This window comes from Streptomyces sp. NPDC093097 (assembly GCF_044754325.1).
In the GTDB taxonomy this organism is placed as follows: domain Bacteria; phylum Actinomycetota; class Actinomycetes; order Streptomycetales; family Streptomycetaceae; genus Streptomyces.
In genome coordinates this window covers 44,237-61,267 of record NZ_JBIVOW010000003.1, presented here as the reverse complement: position 1 = coordinate 61,267, position 17,031 = coordinate 44,237, and the positions used below count along the sequence as shown (strand labels likewise).

The window sequence follows — 17,031 nt, the reverse complement described above, 5'->3', positions numbered from 1 at the left end:
CCGGTGTCGGCGACCGTGTGGGGACCGGCCCCCTACGGATGCTCCCGCGCCGACTTGTCGAGCAGCTCCAGCATCGCCATGTACGCCCCGTCCAGGTCCCGGTCCCGCACCGCCTCGGCCACCGCCGCATGGACGGCGTGCGGGTGCTCGAAGGAGCCGCCGGAGGCGTACAGCTCCCGGCCGCGCTGGATGATCACGGGCACGATCACCCGGTGCATCTGCGCGTAGAAGCGGTTGTTGGAGGCGAGCAGCAGCGCGGTGTGGAAGGAGGCGTCGGCGCGGATGAGCAGGACGGGGTCGTCCTCGGTCGCGGCCATCGCGCTCAGCGCGGCGTTCAGCGCCTCCAGGTCGTCGTCGGTACGGCGCTCCGCCGCCAGCGCGGCCGCCGCGGGCTCGATGGAGCGGCGGAGTTCGAGCATGTCGGCGTAGAAGTCGGACGAGGCGCCGGCGGCGAGCTTCCAGCGCAGCACGTCGGAGTCGAGGAGGTTCCACTCCTCCCGGGGCCGGACGTAGGTGCCGTGGTTCTGGCGGGTGGCGAGCAGGCCCTTGGCGGTCAGTACCTTCACCGCCTCGCGCAGCACGGTCTGGCTGACGTCCAGCTCCGCCATCACCTCCTGGAGGGCGAGCACCTCGCCCTCCCCGTAGGTGCCGTCGACGATCCGTTGGGCGAGCGCCTCGACGGCCGCTCCGTGCAGTCCGTGCCCCGCGTGCGAGGCGGGATTGCCCAACTGCCCCATGACTGCTCTCCTGTGCCGGGTGGTGGTGTGCTCCGCTGCGCCGGGGACGGGTGATATCGGCGGTGCGCTGTCGCGTGCTCCGCGGGCCGCCCGGCCGCCCGGCGGCCCCTCCGCTCCCGCAGCCGTCAGGGCGTACCGAGCGCACGACCCGACCTCGGCACGCCCCGCGGCCCCGGCCTCCAGCCCCACCTTCTTCTTCCTGCCGTGCCTCACAGCTCCGTGGTGCTGCCCGCCGGCGGCGCACCGCCGGCCCCGGTGTCCCGCCCCGACTCCGCGCCCCTCGCGCCTCGTTGGCCTGCCTCCGGGCCCGTTTCGACGTGCGCGCCGGAGGGGTGCCGGTGATGCGGACCGGTCAGGCTCGTACCGGGGCCGAGCGAGCCGAGCCCGCCGTGCCAGGCACCCTGCTTGTGCACCCGTGCCGACTGCCGGCCCGCCGTCATCCCGGACACCGGGTGCAACTGCCCGCGGGCGAACCGCTCGGCCTCCTCCGGGTGCCGGGCGCGCCAGTAGGGGTTGTCGTGCGTCAGCCCGCCGCTGACCCGCCCGTACATCCCGAACATCAGCAGCAACAGCCCCACCACGAAGCTGAACAGCACGTTCTGGATCTTGAAGGCGAGGAAGTTGGCGTCGGTCTGGAGCAGCCCGAGGTTCACCAGGCCGCTCAGCAGGAAGAGCCCGCCGAGCACGATGTTGAGGGTGGAGGCGAAGTTCCCGCCGATCACCATCCCCGCGAAGAGCACCGCGCCGACGACGATCGAGAGCACGCTGAGCGAACCGTTGGTGTTCAGCCCGGCCACGGTCGCGCCGCCGGTGTCGAAGAACCCGATGTGGTGGGTCAGGCCGAGGATGCCGAACGCGAGCAGCACCAGCCCCATCAGCCCGGCGCCGACGCGGTAGACCTGGCTCAGCCGGTGGTCCACGGGGAGGTGTTTGTTGATCTCGACGCGGTGTTTCTTGTGCCGGTGGAGGGGGTTCGCGGGCTTCTGGAGCCCGTGGCCAGTTGCACCGGTAGCAGCCATGTCCGGCCTCCCTTGCGCAGATGAGCCGCCTGGGCCGTGCTCACTCCAGAACTCCAGCATCCGCCACGGGCGCTCTTCCTGCCATTGCGGACGGGAGGCTTCCGGGAGGAACGACGGCGCGACGGAAAGGGAGCCGGGCGCTCCTGAACGCCCGCCCGCCGCTCCCGGCGACCGGCGCGGGCACCCGCCTCAAGGCACCCCGCTCTCAGGGCACCCCACCCAGGCCATGCGCCTCAGGGAACGCGCCTCAGGGCACCCCATCCAGGCCGTCCGCCTCAGGGAACCCACCTCAGGGCACCCCATCCAGGCCGTCCGCCTCAGGGAACGCGCCTCAGCGCCCGCCACCGCGCTGGTCGCGGATCTCTTGCACCACCCGGGCCGCGGTCTCCCGCACCGCCTCCGTCTCCGTCAGGAAGTGCCACCAGTCCGGATGCCGCCCCTCCAGCCCCCCGACCGCACGGTCCAGCCGGGCCACCGCCTCGTCCAGCGGGCCGGCGTGCCGCGGATCGGGCGTGCTGCGCCCGGCCATCGCCAGCCGCTGGGCGTCCCGGATGGCGAAGCGGGTCCGCTCGATCTCCTGCTGCCGGTCGGCCGCCACCGCATCCAGCCGCCGCAGCCGGTCGCCGGCCGCCGACACCGCCTCGTCGGTGGTGTTCAGCAGCGCCCGCAGGGTCGCCAACCGGCTGGTGGCGTCCGCCCAGCGCTGCTCAGCGCGGGCCCGCTCGGCCTCCCCGAGCGCGGCCCGGGCCCGCTCGACGGACTCCACCGCCTGCTCCGGCACCTTCTGGAGGTCCTGCCAGCACGCCGCGCTGTACCGCCGCCGCAGCTCGCTCAGGACCGGGGCGACCTGCTGGGCGCGGGTGGTGATCGCCTCCGCGCGGGTCCGCAGCGACACCAGCCGCTTGTCGATCTCCGCCGCGGTCGCCGGCAGCCGCCCGGCCTCCGACGCGATCGCCCCGGCCTGCCGCTGCACCTCCTCCGCGCGCTGGATCGTGGCCGGTACGCCGTGCTGGGCGGCCCCCTGGTTGAGCTTGGTCAGCTCCGGCCCGAGCGCCGCCAACCGGGCCGCGAGGTCGTCCGCCCGCAGGCCCTGCCCCCGGACCCCGTCCAGCGCGTTGCTCGCCGCCAGCAGCGCCTGCCGGGCCTGCTCCACGGCCGGGGCGACCCGCGCCAGCTGGGTCTCGGCGCTCTCCAGCAGCGGCGCGAGGCTCTGCGCGAACCAGTCCAGCTCGCCGCGGACCCGCTCCAGCTCCTCCCGGGCCCGGGTCAGATCGGCGCGCGCCCGCGCGAGCGCGGCGCCGTCGATATCGTCCCGGTCAAGATCATGAGAGTCGACCGCGGTGATGTACCCCTGGCTGACCTGGTCGATCCGCTGTCCGAAGCTCTGGTACTCCGCCGCAGCCTGCCGGGCCCGCGGGGAGTCGTCGACGGCGGTGACCGTCTCCACCGAGATCCGCAGGTCCCGGTGCGCGGTGTCGAGCTCGTAGAACGCCGCCGCCGCGGCGTCCTTGGCGGCCTGCGCATCGGCCCGCTGACTGTCCCCGCGCCCGAACCAGCGCCGGGTACCGCCCCCGGCGAACGCCATCGGCGCCACCGCCATCAGCAGCGGCAACGGCAGCAGTACGAGCCCCACCGTCTCCCGGGCCGTCCGCGCGAGCCGGCCTGCGCGGAGGCGACGGCGATCCCGCCGCCCGGCCGGCCGCGGCCGCGGCTGCATATGTGTCCCCGTCACATCCCTCTCCCGATCGGATCGCCCCAGGACCGGCTCATATTCTCCCACCCACCCGAACGAACATCCCGCCCGACAAGTTCACACCCACCCCGACTCCGCCCCTGATCCCCGCACACCCCTCCCACACCCACAGCGTCCCTCCCCCCCCAGTGCGGCCCCGGCCCCGCCCTCCGGCCCCCGGCCCGGGTTTGCAGTCCCGACCCCGAGGCAAGGTAGTCTGTCGGCTCATCCAGGGCGCATAGCTCAGCGGTAGAGCGCTGCTCTTACAAAGCAGATGTCGGCGGTTCAAATCCGTCTGTGCCCACCAGTCAAAAGACCCCCTGCCGATCATGGCGGGGGGTCTTTTGCCGTCCCCCTGCGTCCGCCGGTGCCGTCGGTGTTGAGCTCCGGGCTCTCGTGATCTGTGCCTGTCTGTGGCTGTTCGTCCGATGCCTGTGTGATCGACGGCGGTCGGTGGTGGCGGTGGCCCTGCGGTCCTGGCGGCGTGGTTCGGTCGCACCCTCGCATCCCCAACGCCCTTGTGTGGAAGGCCCCTTGGTGATTGCGGGCCCGGTCGCACCGTCGGGTGCGCTGGGGTGCGCGGCCTGGCCGTCCGGAGGGGGTGACCGGCGCTCGACGCGCGGTCCGGCCGGTAGGTCCCGGATGCGCAGTCGCCATCGGCGGACCCCTTGGCGCCCCCTCGGCAACCCCCTCGGCAGCCCCCGTCGGCAGGCCCCCTCGTCCCGATTGGGGGCCTTTGGTGTTTCCGGGGGCATGTGTATGGTGGAGGGGAGACTTGAACTTTCAAGTAAATGGTCGAGTAGGTAGTCGGCGGGCCGTGTGGTCGGGTCGTCGCGTGGTTCAGAGGGAATGAGCGATTGTCATGACGACCCCCCACAGTGTGTCCGGGGCCGAGCGGGTCGGTGCCGTGGTGCGGGACGAGTCCTCGTTGCGCGGGTATGACGCCGGGCTGTTCGTGCTGCGGCTGGTCCTCGGGCTGACCATGGCGGCTCATGGCGCCCAGAAGCTGTTCGGCTGGTTCGGCGGGGGTGGGCTGGACGGCACCGCCCAGTTCTTCACGGCGAGTGGTTACCCGTCCGGCAAGGTGATGGCCGTTTTCGCCGGTCTGGCCGAGACGCTGGGCGGGCTCGGGCTGGTGCTCGGGCTGCTGACGCCGCTCGCCGCCGCGGCCGTGGTCGGCACGATGATCAACGCGCTGGCGGTGAAGTGGGGCGGCGGCTTCTTCGCGCCCGAGGGCGTGGAGTACGAGCTGCTGATCGTCGGCGGGGCGGCCGCGCTGGGGCTGGCCGGACCCGGCCGCTTCGCGATCGACCGCCTCCTGCCCGTGGTGCGCGCGCATCGGCTGATGTACGGCGCGGGCGCGCTCGTCCTGGGTGTGGTGTTCGCGGCAGTGGTGTTGCTGTTCCGGAAGTGAGGTTGCGGCCCCTGGGTCAGGGGCGGCGACTGCCAAGGCGGGGGAGCGCGTTGAGGGAAGAGAGGGAGGGTTGATGTCCGTACGGCGGCTCAATCATGCGGTGTTGTACATCCGTGAGGTGGCACGGTCGGTGGAGTTCTACACCGAGGTGCTGGGGTTCACGGTGGACGTGGAGATTCCGGGGCGGGCGGCGTTTCTGAGCGCGCCCGGTTCGCAGAACGACCACGATCTGGGGCTGTTCGCGGTGGGGCGGGGGGCGCCCGGGCCGGAGAGCGGCCGAATCGGGCTGTACCACCTGGCCTGGGAGGTCGGGACGCTGGGCGATCTTGTGGCGGTCGCGGAGCGGCTTCAGGAGCGGGGGGCGCTGGCGGGTACCAGCGACCACCTGGTCTCCAAGTCGCTCTACGCCCGGGACCCGGACGGGAACGAGTTCGAGGTGATGTGGCGGGTGCCGCGGGAGGACTGGCCGGGAGCGGAGGACGCGGGGGCGCGGGTGCTGCCGCTGGACCTCGCGGGGGCGCTGGAGCGTTGGGGCCCGGACCTGTTGACGGGCGCGGCGGCCGGCTCGGCCACCTGAGGCGCGTGTGCGCAGGGGGCCGGATGTGCGGTGGCCCTCCCTGTCGGCTGACGGGGAGGGCCACCGCGCGTGGGGCTACGGGGTGTCGGGTTCTTCGGGGTGGGGGGCCGGGGCGGGGGCCTCGGCCGGTTGGGCGGCGGGTGTTCGGGCGGCCCAGCGCTTCTCGACGCCGCCGAGGCGCCAGTAGGCCAGCGCCGCCGCCCACACCACGACGAACAGGCCGACGATGACGAAGCCCGCGTTGTCGAGGTTGAGGGAGGAGATCGCCCCGGACACCGGGTCGTCGAGGCCGAGCTTGTCGTGCAGGACGGTCACCAGCTCGATGGTGCCGATGAAGAACGCGACCGCGATCGACAGACCGGTGATGGTGAGGTTGTAGTAGACCTTCCGCACGGGGTTGGAGAACGCCCACTGGTACGCGAAGTTCATGAAGGTGCCGTCGAGGGTGTCGAACAGGCTCATTCCGGCCGCGAACAGCAGCGGCAGGCACAGGATCGCGTACCAGGGCAGGCCCGCCGCGGCGCCGCTGCCGGCCATCACCATCAGCGTCACCTCGGTCGCGGTGTCGAAGCCGAGGCCGAAGAGGAAACCGAGCGGGTACATCTGGCCGGGGCGGCTGATGGACTTGGTGAGCCGGCCGAGGATCCGGTTCATGAAGCCCCGGGAATCCAGGTGGGCTTCGAGCTCCTGCTCGTCGTAGGCGCCCGACCGCATCGCCCGGAACACCTTCAGGATGCCAAGCAGGGCGACCAGGTTGAGGGCGGCGATGAGGTAGAGGAAGGTGCCCGAGACGGTCGTGCCGATGAGGCCGAGCGTCTGGTGGGTGGTGGAGTTGTCGTTCATCAGGGTGCCGGCGAGCTGGGCGCCGCCGGCCACCAGCGCGGACATCGCGACCACCACACTGGAGTGGCCGAGGGCGAACCAGAACCCCACCGAGACCGGGCGTTTGCCGTCGGCCATCAGCTTGCGGGTGGTGTTGTCGATCGCCGCGATGTGGTCGGCGTCGAAGGCGTGCCGCATGCCCAGGGTGTAGGCGGTGACGCCGAGTCCGACGCCGAACACCTGGCTGCCGACGGCGTAGTGGCCCGGCACGACCAGGAGGAAGAGTACGCCGAAGGCGACGACATGCAGCGCGGCTATGACCGTCATCAACCCGGCTGTGCGGACGGTGTCGCGGCGTTGCCAGCGGAACGAACCGGTGGATCCGGGTGTGCCGGGGGGAAGGGAACTGCGGGGAGTTGGGGAATTGTCCGGGGTATCCGTGGACAGGGCCATCTGGCCATCACGCTCCAGCACCTCGTGGATTGCTTCGTGAAATGCCGTGGCCGGTCTCCTGGCTTTGGGGTGCCTCCCTGCTCCTTGAGAGCTTGGGGGAGGGTGTGCGCTTCCGGCCCGCCTTCCCGGCCGCAGGCTGCGGTCAGTGGCGCCGTACGTACACGTCGCACGTACAGAGGGCTGGAAACTCCCCGATCACAGTGGCGAGGGCCGCGCCGGCCTGGGACACGAGGTCCTGCACCGGTCTTCCCGAACACCACGGCCCGGTCACTCTAGCGGGCACCGACGAGATCCGGCCATGCCCGAAGGCCCCGGGAGGATGCCGGGGCCTTCGGGCAGGCGGTCCGCGCCGCAGGAGCAGGGGTGGCAGGGACTCAGAGGGCCAGGGACGTCAGGAAGGTGTGGAGTTCGTGGTCGAAGAGCCGGGCGTTCTCCAAGTTGACCGTGTGGCCGGCGGCCGGGATGCGTATCCGCCGGGCGCCGGGGACCTGCAGCGCTATCGCATGGGCGTTGGCGGAGATGTCGGTGGAGTCGAGGTCGCCGTCGAGGACGGCGGTCGGCACCCGGATCTCACCGAGTCGGTCCGCCGCCCCGACCTCCAGGGGCATGCCCACCCCCACACCGTCCGCGTGCACCTCGACATTGGCGCACGCGGAGGCGCGCATCCGCTCCCGGAAGCCGGGGTGCACGGCGGACGGCGCACGGTGCGGTCCGTCCACCCACATCCGCAGGAAGTGCTCCACGTACCGCTCCGCGCCGTCCGGTTCGCCGATCGCGGCGACCTGTTCCCGGATGTGCTCCAGGATGAAGGGGTCGGTGAAGGGGCGGCCGCTGACCCCGGGCGAGGCCAGGAAGAGGGCGGAGACCCGGTCCGGGTAGGCGATCGCGGTGTCCAGTGAGACCCGGGAGCCGTGCGAGAGGCCGACGAGGACGGCGCGCGGTATGTCGAGCGCGTCCAGCAGGGCCACCAGGTCGTCGTGGTTGGACCAGTCGCCGGTCACCGTGGAGGAGAGGCCGTGGCCGCGGGAGTCGTAACGGACCACCTGCAGGCCGGAGTTCACCAGCCAGGCGAACTGCTCGTCCCACATGTGCTGGTCGAGCATCCCGCCGTGCAGCAGGACCACCGCGGGCCCCGAACCGGCCGTCTCATAGAACAGTTCGCCGTCGTCGACCGGCACGGTGCCGTTGTCGATCTCGGACCATGCCTGGAAGTCGTGGGTCATTCTGCGGGCCGTTCTGTGCGGGACGGACGGGCGGTCGGACGGGCGGGCGCCGGAGGCCGGTGCCCGATGCCGGGTGATGTGCCGGGCGATATGGCGGCCGGTGCGGCATCTTGGGCGGTGGCGTCCTGCTTTTCGGGATTGCCGCGTTCCTCCGGGGGAACGTGCGAACCGTCCGCCAGGTGCCGGAATTCCTCACCGAGCCGGTCCAGGACCCGCAGCGCCGTGCGGACCTCTCCGGTCGACAGGTCGGCCAGCCCGCGCCGGAGCTCCGCGGCCTCGGCGTCCTGGATGCCGCGCATCACCTCCGTGCCCTCGTCGGTGAGCTCGATCAGGGACGAGCGGCGGTGGGCGGGATTGGGGGCCGTCACGACCAGGCCCAGCTCCGCTGCGTGGTTCACCCAGCGCTGCACCGGCTGACGGTCCAGCCCCAGAGAGCGGGCCAACTGCGGGACCGTGCACGAACCTTGGACGCGCAGCGCGTCGAGCAGGGCGTGCTCGCCGGCGGTCATGCCGGTGCCTTCGAGCTCGCGCTCCACCGCGCGCACGATCGTCCGGTGCAGCGGCCACAGTCGTCGGATGACGTCGTACAGCAACTCCTCGGTCGTCGCTGCCTGATCGGCGCCCTGGGTGTGGCGCTCGTCCTGGCCGGGCCGGATGTCCCAGCTCCCGCGATCGCCGCGTTCGTCGTGGTCTCCGCGATCGTCAAGACCGCTCCGGTTGCTCCGACTTTCCTGACGGCTCCGGCCGCTCGGACCGGAATCCCCCTCGGTCACGCTCATGATGAGCCCCCCTCAACGACACTCATGCTGTCATGATGACATCTCTGATGTCGTTTCGGAAGGCGTGTGGAGAAACGCTCCGGAAGGCGCCCGGGGAAGCGCGTGGCAGGCGCGCGGAGGGGCGGGGATCTGCTCGCCGGGCGTGGAACGGCGTTGGTGCGAAGGCGAGTTGACGACGCAGCGGGCGGCGGGGCGCCGGTGACCGGTCAGTCGTCCAAGGGGGGCGGGGCCTCTTCGGTGGTGAACGCGACGACCAGGTCGGCCCGGGGCCGGGTGGCCGCCACGAGGCGGGCGTTGGCCTCGTCGGAGGTGCGGACGAAGTCCTCGGCGTCGGTGCGCAGCCGACCGAACCGCTGGTGGCGGTCGACCAGGCGCCGCACCCGCTCCGCGGTGTCCAGCTCGATGTACCAGACCTCGTCGAGGAGTTCGCGGATCCCTGCCCAGGGGTCGGAGTGCAGCAGGAGGTAGTTGCCCTCGGTGATGACGAGCGGGATGTGCGGTGCCACGGGGATGCTGCCGGCGATCGGCTCCTCGATGCGGCGGTCGAACGCCGGGGCGTAGACGGGCGTGCCGGATTCGGGGGCGCGCAGACGGGTCAGCAGGGAGGCGTAGCCGGCGGGGTCGAAGGTGTCCGGCGCGCCCTTGCGGTCCGTGCGACCCAGGCGGCGCAGCTCCGCCTCGGCGAGGTGGAAGCCGTCCATCGGGACGAGGACGGCCTGGCCGGTCAGCTCCGCCGCAAGCCGGACGGCGAGGGTGGACTTTCCGGCGCCCGGCGGCCCGGCTATGCCGAGCAGCCGGCGCCGGCCGGGCGTCGCGGAGGCGGCGAGCCGGCGGGCACGGGCCACGAGGTCGTCGAGGTTCATGATGGTCCCATCGTGCCTGATGGGTCGCGGTGGCGGCCGGGTGGTGGGGGCGGCGTTCCGGAAGAGCACGCGGCGACGCGGCGCGGACGCCCCGGATCGCCCGAGCCGCGGACGCCCGGGATCGCCCGTGCCGCGGGCGCAGGGGTCGGCGCGGTCCACCGGCACTTCGCCGGTCGGGCCGCGCCGATCGCCGCCGTGGGAGAGCAACGGCGGGCAGGAATCGCGGAGTTCGGGCGCGGCGGCCTGCCGGTGCCCGCCCCTCCCGGCCTACTCCGCCGCCCCCAGCCGCCACAGGGACGTGACCTCCGCGGCGCGGGCCACGTGGAGCGGGTCGGAGGTGTCGCGGGCGCGCGGGTGGCGGGGCGCGATGTCGAGCCGGTCGAGGACGGTGAGGCCGCTCTCGGCGAAGGCGGCCAGGAGCGCGTCCCGGGGCCGCAGCCCGAGGTGCTCGGCCAGGTCGGAGAGGATCAGCCAGCCCTCGCCGCCCGGGGTCAGGTGGTCGGTCAGGCCGGCCAGGAAGCCGTGCAGCATCCGGTTGCCCGGGTCGTAGACCGCGTGCTCCACGGGAGAGGTGGGCTTGGCCGGCACCCACGGGGGGTTGCAGACGACGAGCGGGGCGCGGCCGGCCGGGAAGAGGTCGGCCTCGACGATCTCCACCCGGTCCGCGACGCCCAGCCGCGCGGTGTTCTCCCGGGCGCAGGCCAGGGCGCGCGGATCCTGGTCGGTGGCCACCACCCGCCGGACGCCGCGGCGGGCCAGCACCGCCGACAGGACGCCGGTGCCGGTGCCGATGTCGAACGCCAGGTCCCGGCCGGGCAGCGGGGCCTCGGCGACCAGGTCGACGTACTCGCCGCGGGCGGGGGAGAAGACCCCGTAGTGCGGATGGATCCGGTCGCCGCCGAGGGCCGGGATCTCCACGCCCTTGCGGCGCCATTCGTTGGCCCCGATGACGCCCAGCAGCTCCTTGAGGGAGACCAGGGAGGCGGTGTCCTCCGAGGCGCCGGCGGGCGGCTCCGCCTCCTCGGGAGCGCCGTAGGCGCGGGTGCACGCCTCGCGGACGTCGGGGGCGCGGTGCAACGGGACGGCCAGCTGGGCGTCCAGCGGGATCAGCAGCATGCCCAGGATGCGGGCGCGCTGGTTCTGGGCCGCGCGGTGCAGGTGGAAGGCCTGGGTGACGTCGGCCGGCGGCGCCTTGTGCGGGCGGCGGTCGACCCGGCGGGCCAGCGCGGTGAGCAGCTGGCGGGCGTTGTGGAAGTCGCCGCGCCACAGGAGCGCGGTGCCCTCGCAGACGAGCCGGTAGGCGTCGTCGGCCCGGGTGCGGTCGTCCGCGACGACGATCCGGCGGGGTGGCCGGGCGCCGTTCTCGGAACGCCAGCGGGCGGTTCGAGCCTGGTCGTCCTCGGTCCATTCGACGACCGGGGGATGGTTCACCGCAGTGTGCCTCACGTCAGTGGTTCGGAACCCGCGCCCGGTGCCGCAGGGAGCGTCAGCGCGCCCGTGGGGGAGGAGGGGTGGGGTGGAGATGAGGGTCGACTCTACCTCCGCGACGGGGGTGGGACGTTCGGCCCTGTCCCGGTCGCCGACACGGAGGCACGATGAAGATAGCCGGTCAAATACCGTGCAGTACGGTCAGATCGGTCGTAGGCGGGCGTATGCCTGCGTATTCGGTTCGAGGGTGGAGGCCCGTATGAGCACCTTGCCGGTCATCGTCGGTGTGGACGGATCCCCGGACAGCGAGCGGGCGTTGGGCTGGGCGGCGGACGCGGCCCGGGCGCGGTCGGCGCCGCTGCGCGTGGTGCACGTCTGGCCGTACGCCACCGAGGAGCGCGCCACGGCCGGCGATCAGGGCGGCGACCCGGTGCTGGCCGGCCTCAAGGACCGGCCGTACCTCGCGGACCTCCCGGAGGTGGAGTTCCAAAGTCTGAGTGGACTGGTCGACCCCCTGCTGCCGACCCTCGGGGCGGAGGGGCAGCTGCTCGTCCTGGGGTCGCGCGGCCGAGGCGGTTTCGCCAGTCTGCTGCTCGGCTCCAACGGGATGGCCTGCGCCGCCCGGTCGGCCTGCCCGGTCGTGGTGGTGCCGCGTCCGGACCGCGCCGGCACCGAGCAGGGCCTGGACGGCGAGGCGGTGCGGCCGTCCGTCCGGCAGGTGACCCTCGGCGTGGACGCGTCCTCCGACGAGCCCGCCGCGCTCGGTTTCGCGTTCGCCGAGGCCGCCCGGCGCGGCGCGCGCCTGCGGGTCGTCTCCGGCTACACCTGGCCGATCCTGCCGCCGCCCGCCTTCGAGTACGCGGCGCTCTACGAGTCCACACAGGAGGAGTACGAGGACGCGCTCGGCGTCCAGTTGGTGGACGTGCTCGCACCGCACCGGGAGCGCCACCCCGAGGTCGAGGTGGCGCTCCAGGTGCGCGCCGAGGACGCCGCCGGGCAGTTGGTGGCGGCGTCCGCGCAGAGCGATCTGGTCGTGGTGGCCCGGCACCGGCGCCGGCTGCCGATCGGCCCGCGGCTGGGGTCGGTGGCGCACGCCGTGCTGCTGCACGCGGTCTGCCCGATCGCCGTGGTGCCGGAGACCGCGGCCGACGACGTCGGCTCGAAGGGCGAGGGCGGCAGCGGCGCCGCGGGCGGTTCCGCGGCCTGACGGGCGGCCGCCGGTCAGTGCGCCGCGGGCTCCCGCTCCGGGCGCCGCACGAGGTAGGCGGCCACCGAGCCGGCGACGAAGAGCGCGAGGACGGAGAGGCCGGCGCTCACCCAGGACGTGCCGAGCCACTGGCCGCCGAAGTACCCCAGGCTGACGCTGTACGCCGCCCAGACCAGGCCGGCCAGCGCCGACCAGGGGAGGAACTCGCGCACCGTCCGGTGGGCCACGCCGGCGCCCAGGCTGACCACGGAGCGCCCGGCGGGCGCGAAGCGGGCCAGGACGACGATGGAGCCGCCGCCGCGGGTGAGGGCCGCGCCCAGCCGCTCCTGGGCCGCGGTCAGCCGCCGGGAGCGGCCGATGGCGCGGTCGAAGCGGTCGCCGCCGCGCCAGGCCAGCCGGTAGGCGACCAGGTCGCCGAGGACCGAGGCGGTGGCGGCACAGAGCACCAGGGCGGCCATGTCGGCCAGCCGGCCCGCGCCGTGGACGGAGGAGGCGACGTCGGCGGTGCCGGAACCGGCGGCCGTGGTGGCCGCGGTGATCACCAGCACCCCGCTCGGCAGGATCGGGACGAAGACGTCGAGGACGATCGAGAGACCGACGATCACGTACACCCACGGGGTGCCGCTCAGTGCCCCCAGGCTCTCCACCATCGTCGTGCTCCCGGTCCGGTCCCCGCCGCGACGTCGCTGAGGCGCGGCAGGGGCGGCATTACGGCCATACAGCGTACGCCTGGCTGAAACGGGCGGGTGGGCCGGGGCGGGAGAACGATCCCCGCCCCGGCCCACCGGCGCCTGTCGGACGCCTCAGGCGGCGCTCGGTTCGCGCACGATGACGGGCTCCCGCTCCGCGGAGCCGAAGAAGAGCCGGTCCAGCGCCCAGGAGCCGGGGCCGGTGAAGACGATCAGCAGGAACGCCCAGCAGAACATCGCGGCCGGCTCGCCGCCGTTCTGGATCGGCCACAGCGCGTGCGGCTGGTGCATGGCGAAGTAGGCGTAGGCCATCGAGCCGGAGCTGATGAGGGCCGCCGCCCGGGTGCCCAGGCCCAGCAGCACCAGGAGGCCGCCGGCCAGCTGGATGACCGCGGCGTACCAGCCGGGCCAGGCGCCGGTGGGGACGGCGTGGCCGCTGCCCATCGCGCCGCCGAGGACGCCGAAGAGCGAGGAGGCTCCGTGGCAGGCGAAGAGCAGTCCGACGACGACGCGGAAGAGCGCGAGGGCGTGCGGGGTCGAGCGTTGGGTGAAGGAGGTCAAGGGAGCGGACATGTGGGGACTCCATGGTCTCTTGGGACGGGCGGCCGCGGGGGACGACGCGACCACTGGAGCCCCGTAGATTAGGGCTCCCTAACCAATACTTGCAAGTTCAAGATTCTGGAGAGGGGGGAGTTATTGGTCCGAACCAATGAGGGTGTCTCATCTTCACCGCCCGATGCGCCGGTGCGGTATACGGCGGCGGGCAAAGAATCGGCCGGGTCGGCGGGCGGCCGCGCCCCGTCGGCGGCGAACCCCGTCGGCCACGGAAGCGGGACGTGGCCGCGCACCTACAGTGGGCGCGTGCTGCTGCCGGTCAACCCCACGCTGGGGATCGTCCTTGCCGTTCTCCTCGTCGCCGCCGTGGCCGTCGCCGCGCTGGCCCGCCTCGGCCACGCCCGCGCGATCGCCCTCGCCGGCGTCCGCGCGGCGGCCCAACTGGCCGCCGTCTCCTTGCTCATCGGCTGGGTCGTGCACGCCCTGCCGTGGCTGCTGAGCTTCCTGGTGCTGATGTTTGCGGTGGCGGTGCGCACGGCGGGCCGCCGGATCACCGCCAACCGCACCTGGTGGTGGGCCGCGGTGCCGATCGCCGCCGGGGTCCTGCCGGTCGTCGGGGTGCTGCTGCTCACCGGCCTGGTGCCGCCGCGCGGCCTCAGCCTGATCCCGGTCGTCGGCATCCTCATCGGCGGCGCGCTGACCGCCACCGTCCTCGGGGGACGGCGGGCGCTGGACGAACTGGAGCTGCGGCGCGGGGAGTTCGAGGCGGGGCTGGCGCTCGGCCTGCTGGACCGGGAGGCGCGCATGGAGGTGGCCCGCCCGGCCGCGTCCGACGCGCTGCTGCCGGGGCTCGACCAGACCCGGACGGTGGGGCTGGTGACGCTCCCCGGGGCGTTCGTGGGCATGCTGCTGGGCGGCGCCTCGCCGGTGCAGGCGGGCGCGGTGCAACTCTTCGTCCTGGTCGCGCTGTTGGCCGTACAGGCGACGGCCTGTGCGGTGGTCCTGGAGCTGGTCGCCCGCGGCCGGATCCACCGGGCGCCGGTGGCGGGCTGATCGGGCGCCCGCGCCCCCTGAGGCGCTCAGGCACCGTGGGGCCCTCGGGCGGGCTGGGGCCCCAGGGGTCGTCCGGGTGCGCCTCAGTCCGTGATGCGTACCGTGATCCCGCCGTCCATCAGGGCCTCGATACGGATCTGGGTCAGGTCGCGGACGTGCGCGGTGGGTCCGAACTGCGCGGCGCGGTCGCCGACCCCGACGACCCGCATCCCGGCGGCCCGGCCGGCCTCGATGCCCGCCTCGGAGTCCTCGAAGACCAGGCAGTCCTCGGGGGCGAACCCCAGCTCGGCGGCGCCCTTGAGGAAGCCCTCCGGGTCCGGCTTGCTGGCGCTCACGCTCTCCGCGGTGATCCGCACGTCCGGCATGGGCAGCCGGGCCGCGCCCATCCGGGCCTCGGCCAGCGCGATGTCGGCGGAGGTCACCAGGGCGTGCGGGAGGTGGGCCAGGGCGGCCATGAACGCCGGCGCGCCGGGCACCGGCACCACGCCCTCGACGTCGGCGGTCTCCTGCTCCAGCATCCGGCGGTTGTCCGCCAGGTTCTGCTCCATCGGGCGGTCCGGCAGTAGCGCCGCCATGGTGGCCCAGCCCTGCCGCCCGTGGACGACCTTGAGGACGTCCTCCGCGGGCAGCCCCTGCTCGACCGCCCAGCGCCGCCAGCAGCGCTCCACGACGGCCTCGGAGTTCACGATCGTGGAGTCCATGTCCAGCAGCAGGGCGCGGGCTATGAGCGTGGTGGTGGCCGTCATCGGCGGGCTCCTGGGCGCGGAGGGGCTGGCAGCGGACTGTCAGGCGGCGGAAAGACACAAGTGGCCCCGCCCGCCGGTCAGGGGGTGCGGGCGGAACCACTTTGTTTTCCCACGATACAAAGAGCGTCCGGGCGGCGACAACCGCATAGCGCCCGGACGGGCATGGCATTCGTCACGGGGCGGGGTGACTCGGGGCTTTCGATGCGCGCGAATCCCGCACGGTGCCCGACGGCTCACGGTCCGTGGCCGGTGGACCGTGGTGCGTGACGCATCCGGCGACTGGCAGTTCACGGCCGGCAGTTCGCGGCCGGTGGTTGGTGGCTCGCGGTCTGCGGCGCGTGGTGTGCGGTTCGTGGCGCGTGCGACGGCGGCGGCTCACGGCTGGGCGGTGTGCGCCTCCAGGGATGCGCGGGTGGCGGGCCCGTAGACGCCGACCGGATCGCCGTGCACCCCGTAGGTCCGCTGGTAGCGCGCCACCGCCTCCCGTACCGCCGTGCCGTAGCGGCCGTCCGCCGCCCCCGTATAGAGCGCCATCTGCCGCAGTCGCTCCTGGAGTTCGGCCACCTCCGGGCCGCCGGCGCCCTCGCGGAGCACGATCGGCCCGCTCGGTGGCGCGCTGGGGGAGGCGTCGCCCGACGGGACCGCGACGCTGCCGGACGCCCGTACCGGAGAGCGTGGCGCGGGGACCCGCGGCCGGTAGGGGACGGGGGAGGCGCCGGGCGACCGCCTGGCGCGTGACGTGGTCGGGGTGGGGCGGTCGGAGGCCGGCGCGGGGGTGGTGGGGCCGGCGGTCGGGGCGGCCGCGGTGGGGGCGGTGGAGCCGCGGTCCGGTGGCGCCGCGCGGTCGCGCCCGCCGTCCGGGAGCGCCCAGGTGCCGATCGCGAGCGCCGCGGCGATCGCGGCGGTGCCGGTGACGGCCAGTACGGCGCTCCGGGTGCGGCGGCGCCCGGTGGGGGCGGAGGTTCCCGGGCGGGCCCCTGTTTCCGGACCGGCCGCGGCTCCTCCCGTGCCGGCCCCGTAGGGGGCTGCGCCGATGGCTGCGCCCTCCGGGGCCGGTCCCAAGGGGACGGTGGACGAGACGAGGGGCTCGGATACCGGGCCCCAGGGGCGGGGCACCCGGTAGACCGCGGCGTCCACGCCCGGTAAGTCCCCCAGGTCGTCCGGCCGGTCCCGGTCGCCGCCGGGCAGGGCGCCGGCCTCCCCGGCCGCGCCCCCCGCTTCCTCCCCGTCGTCCCAAGCGCCCGGCTGCTCCCGCAGGGAGACGTACGGCCGCACGCGCAGCGGATCAAAGTCCTCCGCCTCGGCCGCCGCGCACAGGCACGTCGGCCGGCCGTCCCCGCGTACCGGGGCGAAGCAGTGCGGGCAGGTGGCTGCTGCCGTCACGAGGGGTCCCCTCTCTGGAGGCGTGAACCGGCAGCCGATTATGCAGAGCGGGCGCCGGTCCCGCAGGCGCTCCGGGACATCCGCCCGACGTCTCCCGGTACCGCCCGAAGCGTCCCTCGGCCCCTGGGGCCGCCGCCCACCCGCGCGCCCCGGGGGCGGCCCCACCCGTCCGGCGGGCCATATCGGACGGAACCGCCCACGATGGAGACAAGCCCCGCGAGGCCGAGCCCGAGCGCTCGGCCGGGGCGAGGACGCGGTCCGGCCGGGACGCGCACGGCCAGGGCCGGGCGGGCACAGGGCCAGGACGGCAAGCACGCGCAGGTGACGAGCAGCGCGAGCCCGCAGGGACGA

The 17,031-nt window shown here is 73.8% G+C and carries 16 protein-coding genes, 1 tRNA gene and 1 riboswitch; of the genes, 5 read left to right on the top strand and 12 right to left on the bottom strand.

Translation table 11 applies throughout. From position 1 onward, the window contains the following. Window positions 1–32: 32 nt before the first annotated feature. The 3 genes from ACIQE0_RS05715 to ACIQE0_RS05705 form a co-directional block, all read right to left on the bottom strand. Entirely contained in the window at window positions 33–737 is a 705-nt protein-coding gene (locus tag ACIQE0_RS05715; RefSeq protein WP_366337016.1) for a FadR/GntR family transcriptional regulator, read from the bottom strand. Between the two features lie 209 nt (window positions 738–946). Further along, entirely contained in the window at window positions 947–1,756 is an 810-nt protein-coding gene (locus ACIQE0_RS05710) for a DUF4383 domain-containing protein (RefSeq protein WP_384099767.1), read from the bottom strand. 331 nt (window positions 1,757–2,087) lie between these two features. Next, window positions 2,088–3,356 carry a hypothetical protein gene (locus ACIQE0_RS05705; RefSeq protein ID WP_402329817.1) on the bottom strand — a complete coding sequence of 423 codons (1,269 nt, stop codon included), beginning with the start codon at window positions 3,354–3,356 and terminating at the stop codon, window positions 2,088–2,090. A gap of 364 nt (window positions 3,357–3,720) precedes the next feature. Here ACIQE0_RS05705 and ACIQE0_RS05700 point away from each other — a divergent pair. The 3 genes from ACIQE0_RS05700 (at window position 3,721) to ACIQE0_RS05690 (ending at window position 5,479) form a co-directional block, all read left to right on the top strand. Continuing rightward, window positions 3,721–3,795: transfer RNA gene (locus ACIQE0_RS05700), tRNA-Val, on the top strand. A 555-nt stretch (window positions 3,796–4,350) separates the two neighbouring features. Continuing rightward, window positions 4,351–4,902: a DoxX family protein gene (locus ACIQE0_RS05695; protein ID WP_402329339.1), complete on the top strand. Its 552-nt coding sequence runs from the start codon at window positions 4,351–4,353 to the stop codon at window positions 4,900–4,902. 73 nt (window positions 4,903–4,975) lie between these two features. Beyond that, complete coding sequence (locus tag ACIQE0_RS05690; protein WP_384099780.1) at window positions 4,976–5,479, top strand: VOC family protein; 504 nt, start codon at window positions 4,976–4,978, stop codon at window positions 5,477–5,479. 75 nt (window positions 5,480–5,554) lie between these two features. Here the strand turns inward: ACIQE0_RS05690 and ACIQE0_RS05685 are convergent, their stop codons facing one another. The 5 genes from ACIQE0_RS05685 to ACIQE0_RS05665 all read right to left on the bottom strand — a co-directional run bounded on the left by ACIQE0_RS05685 (window position 5,555) and on the right by ACIQE0_RS05665 (window position 11,050). Then, the gene (locus ACIQE0_RS05685) at window positions 5,555–6,754 is read right to left on the bottom strand and encodes a HoxN/HupN/NixA family nickel/cobalt transporter (RefSeq protein ID WP_402329815.1); all 1,200 of its coding nucleotides are present in this window, start codon (window positions 6,752–6,754) and stop codon (window positions 5,555–5,557) included. A gap of 30 nt (window positions 6,755–6,784) precedes the next feature. Further along, window positions 6,785–7,030, bottom strand: a riboswitch (cobalamin riboswitch). Window positions 7,031–7,128: 98 nt separating this feature from the next. Next, on the bottom strand, window positions 7,129–7,977 hold the full coding sequence (locus ACIQE0_RS05680) for an alpha/beta hydrolase (RefSeq protein WP_366336985.1): 849 nt from the start codon (window positions 7,975–7,977) through the stop codon (window positions 7,129–7,131). Then, entirely contained in the window at window positions 7,974–8,756 is a 783-nt protein-coding gene (locus tag ACIQE0_RS05675; RefSeq protein WP_402329336.1) for a MarR family winged helix-turn-helix transcriptional regulator, read from the bottom strand. The genes ACIQE0_RS05680 and ACIQE0_RS05675 overlap by 4 nt, the downstream gene beginning before the upstream one ends. A 206-nt stretch (window positions 8,757–8,962) precedes the next feature. Further along, window positions 8,963–9,619: a nucleoside/nucleotide kinase family protein gene (locus ACIQE0_RS05670; protein ID WP_402329334.1), complete on the bottom strand. Its 657-nt coding sequence runs from the start codon at window positions 9,617–9,619 to the stop codon at window positions 8,963–8,965. A 267-nt stretch (window positions 9,620–9,886) separates the two neighbouring features. Continuing rightward, window positions 9,887–11,050 carry a methyltransferase gene (locus ACIQE0_RS05665; RefSeq protein ID WP_402329332.1) on the bottom strand — a complete coding sequence of 388 codons (1,164 nt, stop codon included), beginning with the start codon at window positions 11,048–11,050 and terminating at the stop codon, window positions 9,887–9,889. A gap of 256 nt (window positions 11,051–11,306) precedes the next feature. On the opposite strand from ACIQE0_RS05665, the gene ACIQE0_RS05660 reads away from it, so the two are divergent. Continuing rightward, entirely contained in the window at window positions 11,307–12,254 is a 948-nt protein-coding gene (locus tag ACIQE0_RS05660; RefSeq protein ID WP_402329330.1) for a universal stress protein, read from the top strand. Between the two features lie 14 nt (window positions 12,255–12,268). On the opposite strand, the gene ACIQE0_RS05655 is transcribed toward ACIQE0_RS05660, so the two are convergent. Then, a complete protein-coding gene (locus tag ACIQE0_RS05655; protein ID WP_366336975.1) occupies window positions 12,269–12,904 on the bottom strand; it encodes a VTT domain-containing protein in 636 nt (211 codons plus the stop codon). A gap of 153 nt (window positions 12,905–13,057) precedes the next feature. Then, window positions 13,058–13,516 (bottom strand): DoxX family protein, encoded by a 459-nt coding sequence (locus ACIQE0_RS05650; protein WP_402329328.1) that lies wholly within the window; start codon window positions 13,514–13,516, stop codon window positions 13,058–13,060. Between the two features lie 288 nt (window positions 13,517–13,804). On the opposite strand from ACIQE0_RS05650, the gene ACIQE0_RS05645 reads away from it, so the two are divergent. Further along, window positions 13,805–14,551 carry an ABC transporter permease gene (locus tag ACIQE0_RS05645; RefSeq protein ID WP_402329326.1) on the top strand — a complete coding sequence of 249 codons (747 nt, stop codon included), beginning with the start codon at window positions 13,805–13,807 and terminating at the stop codon, window positions 14,549–14,551. 83 nt (window positions 14,552–14,634) lie between these two features. On the opposite strand, the gene ACIQE0_RS05640 is transcribed toward ACIQE0_RS05645, so the two are convergent. Together ACIQE0_RS05640 and ACIQE0_RS05635 are read right to left on the bottom strand one after the other, a co-directional pair. Continuing rightward, window positions 14,635–15,297: an HAD-IA family hydrolase gene (locus ACIQE0_RS05640; RefSeq protein WP_402329324.1), complete on the bottom strand. Its 663-nt coding sequence runs from the start codon at window positions 15,295–15,297 to the stop codon at window positions 14,635–14,637. Between the two features lie 375 nt (window positions 15,298–15,672). Next, a complete protein-coding gene (locus tag ACIQE0_RS05635; protein WP_402329322.1) occupies window positions 15,673–16,680 on the bottom strand; it encodes a peptidoglycan-binding protein in 1,008 nt (335 codons plus the stop codon). Window positions 16,681–17,031 lie beyond the last annotated feature (351 nt).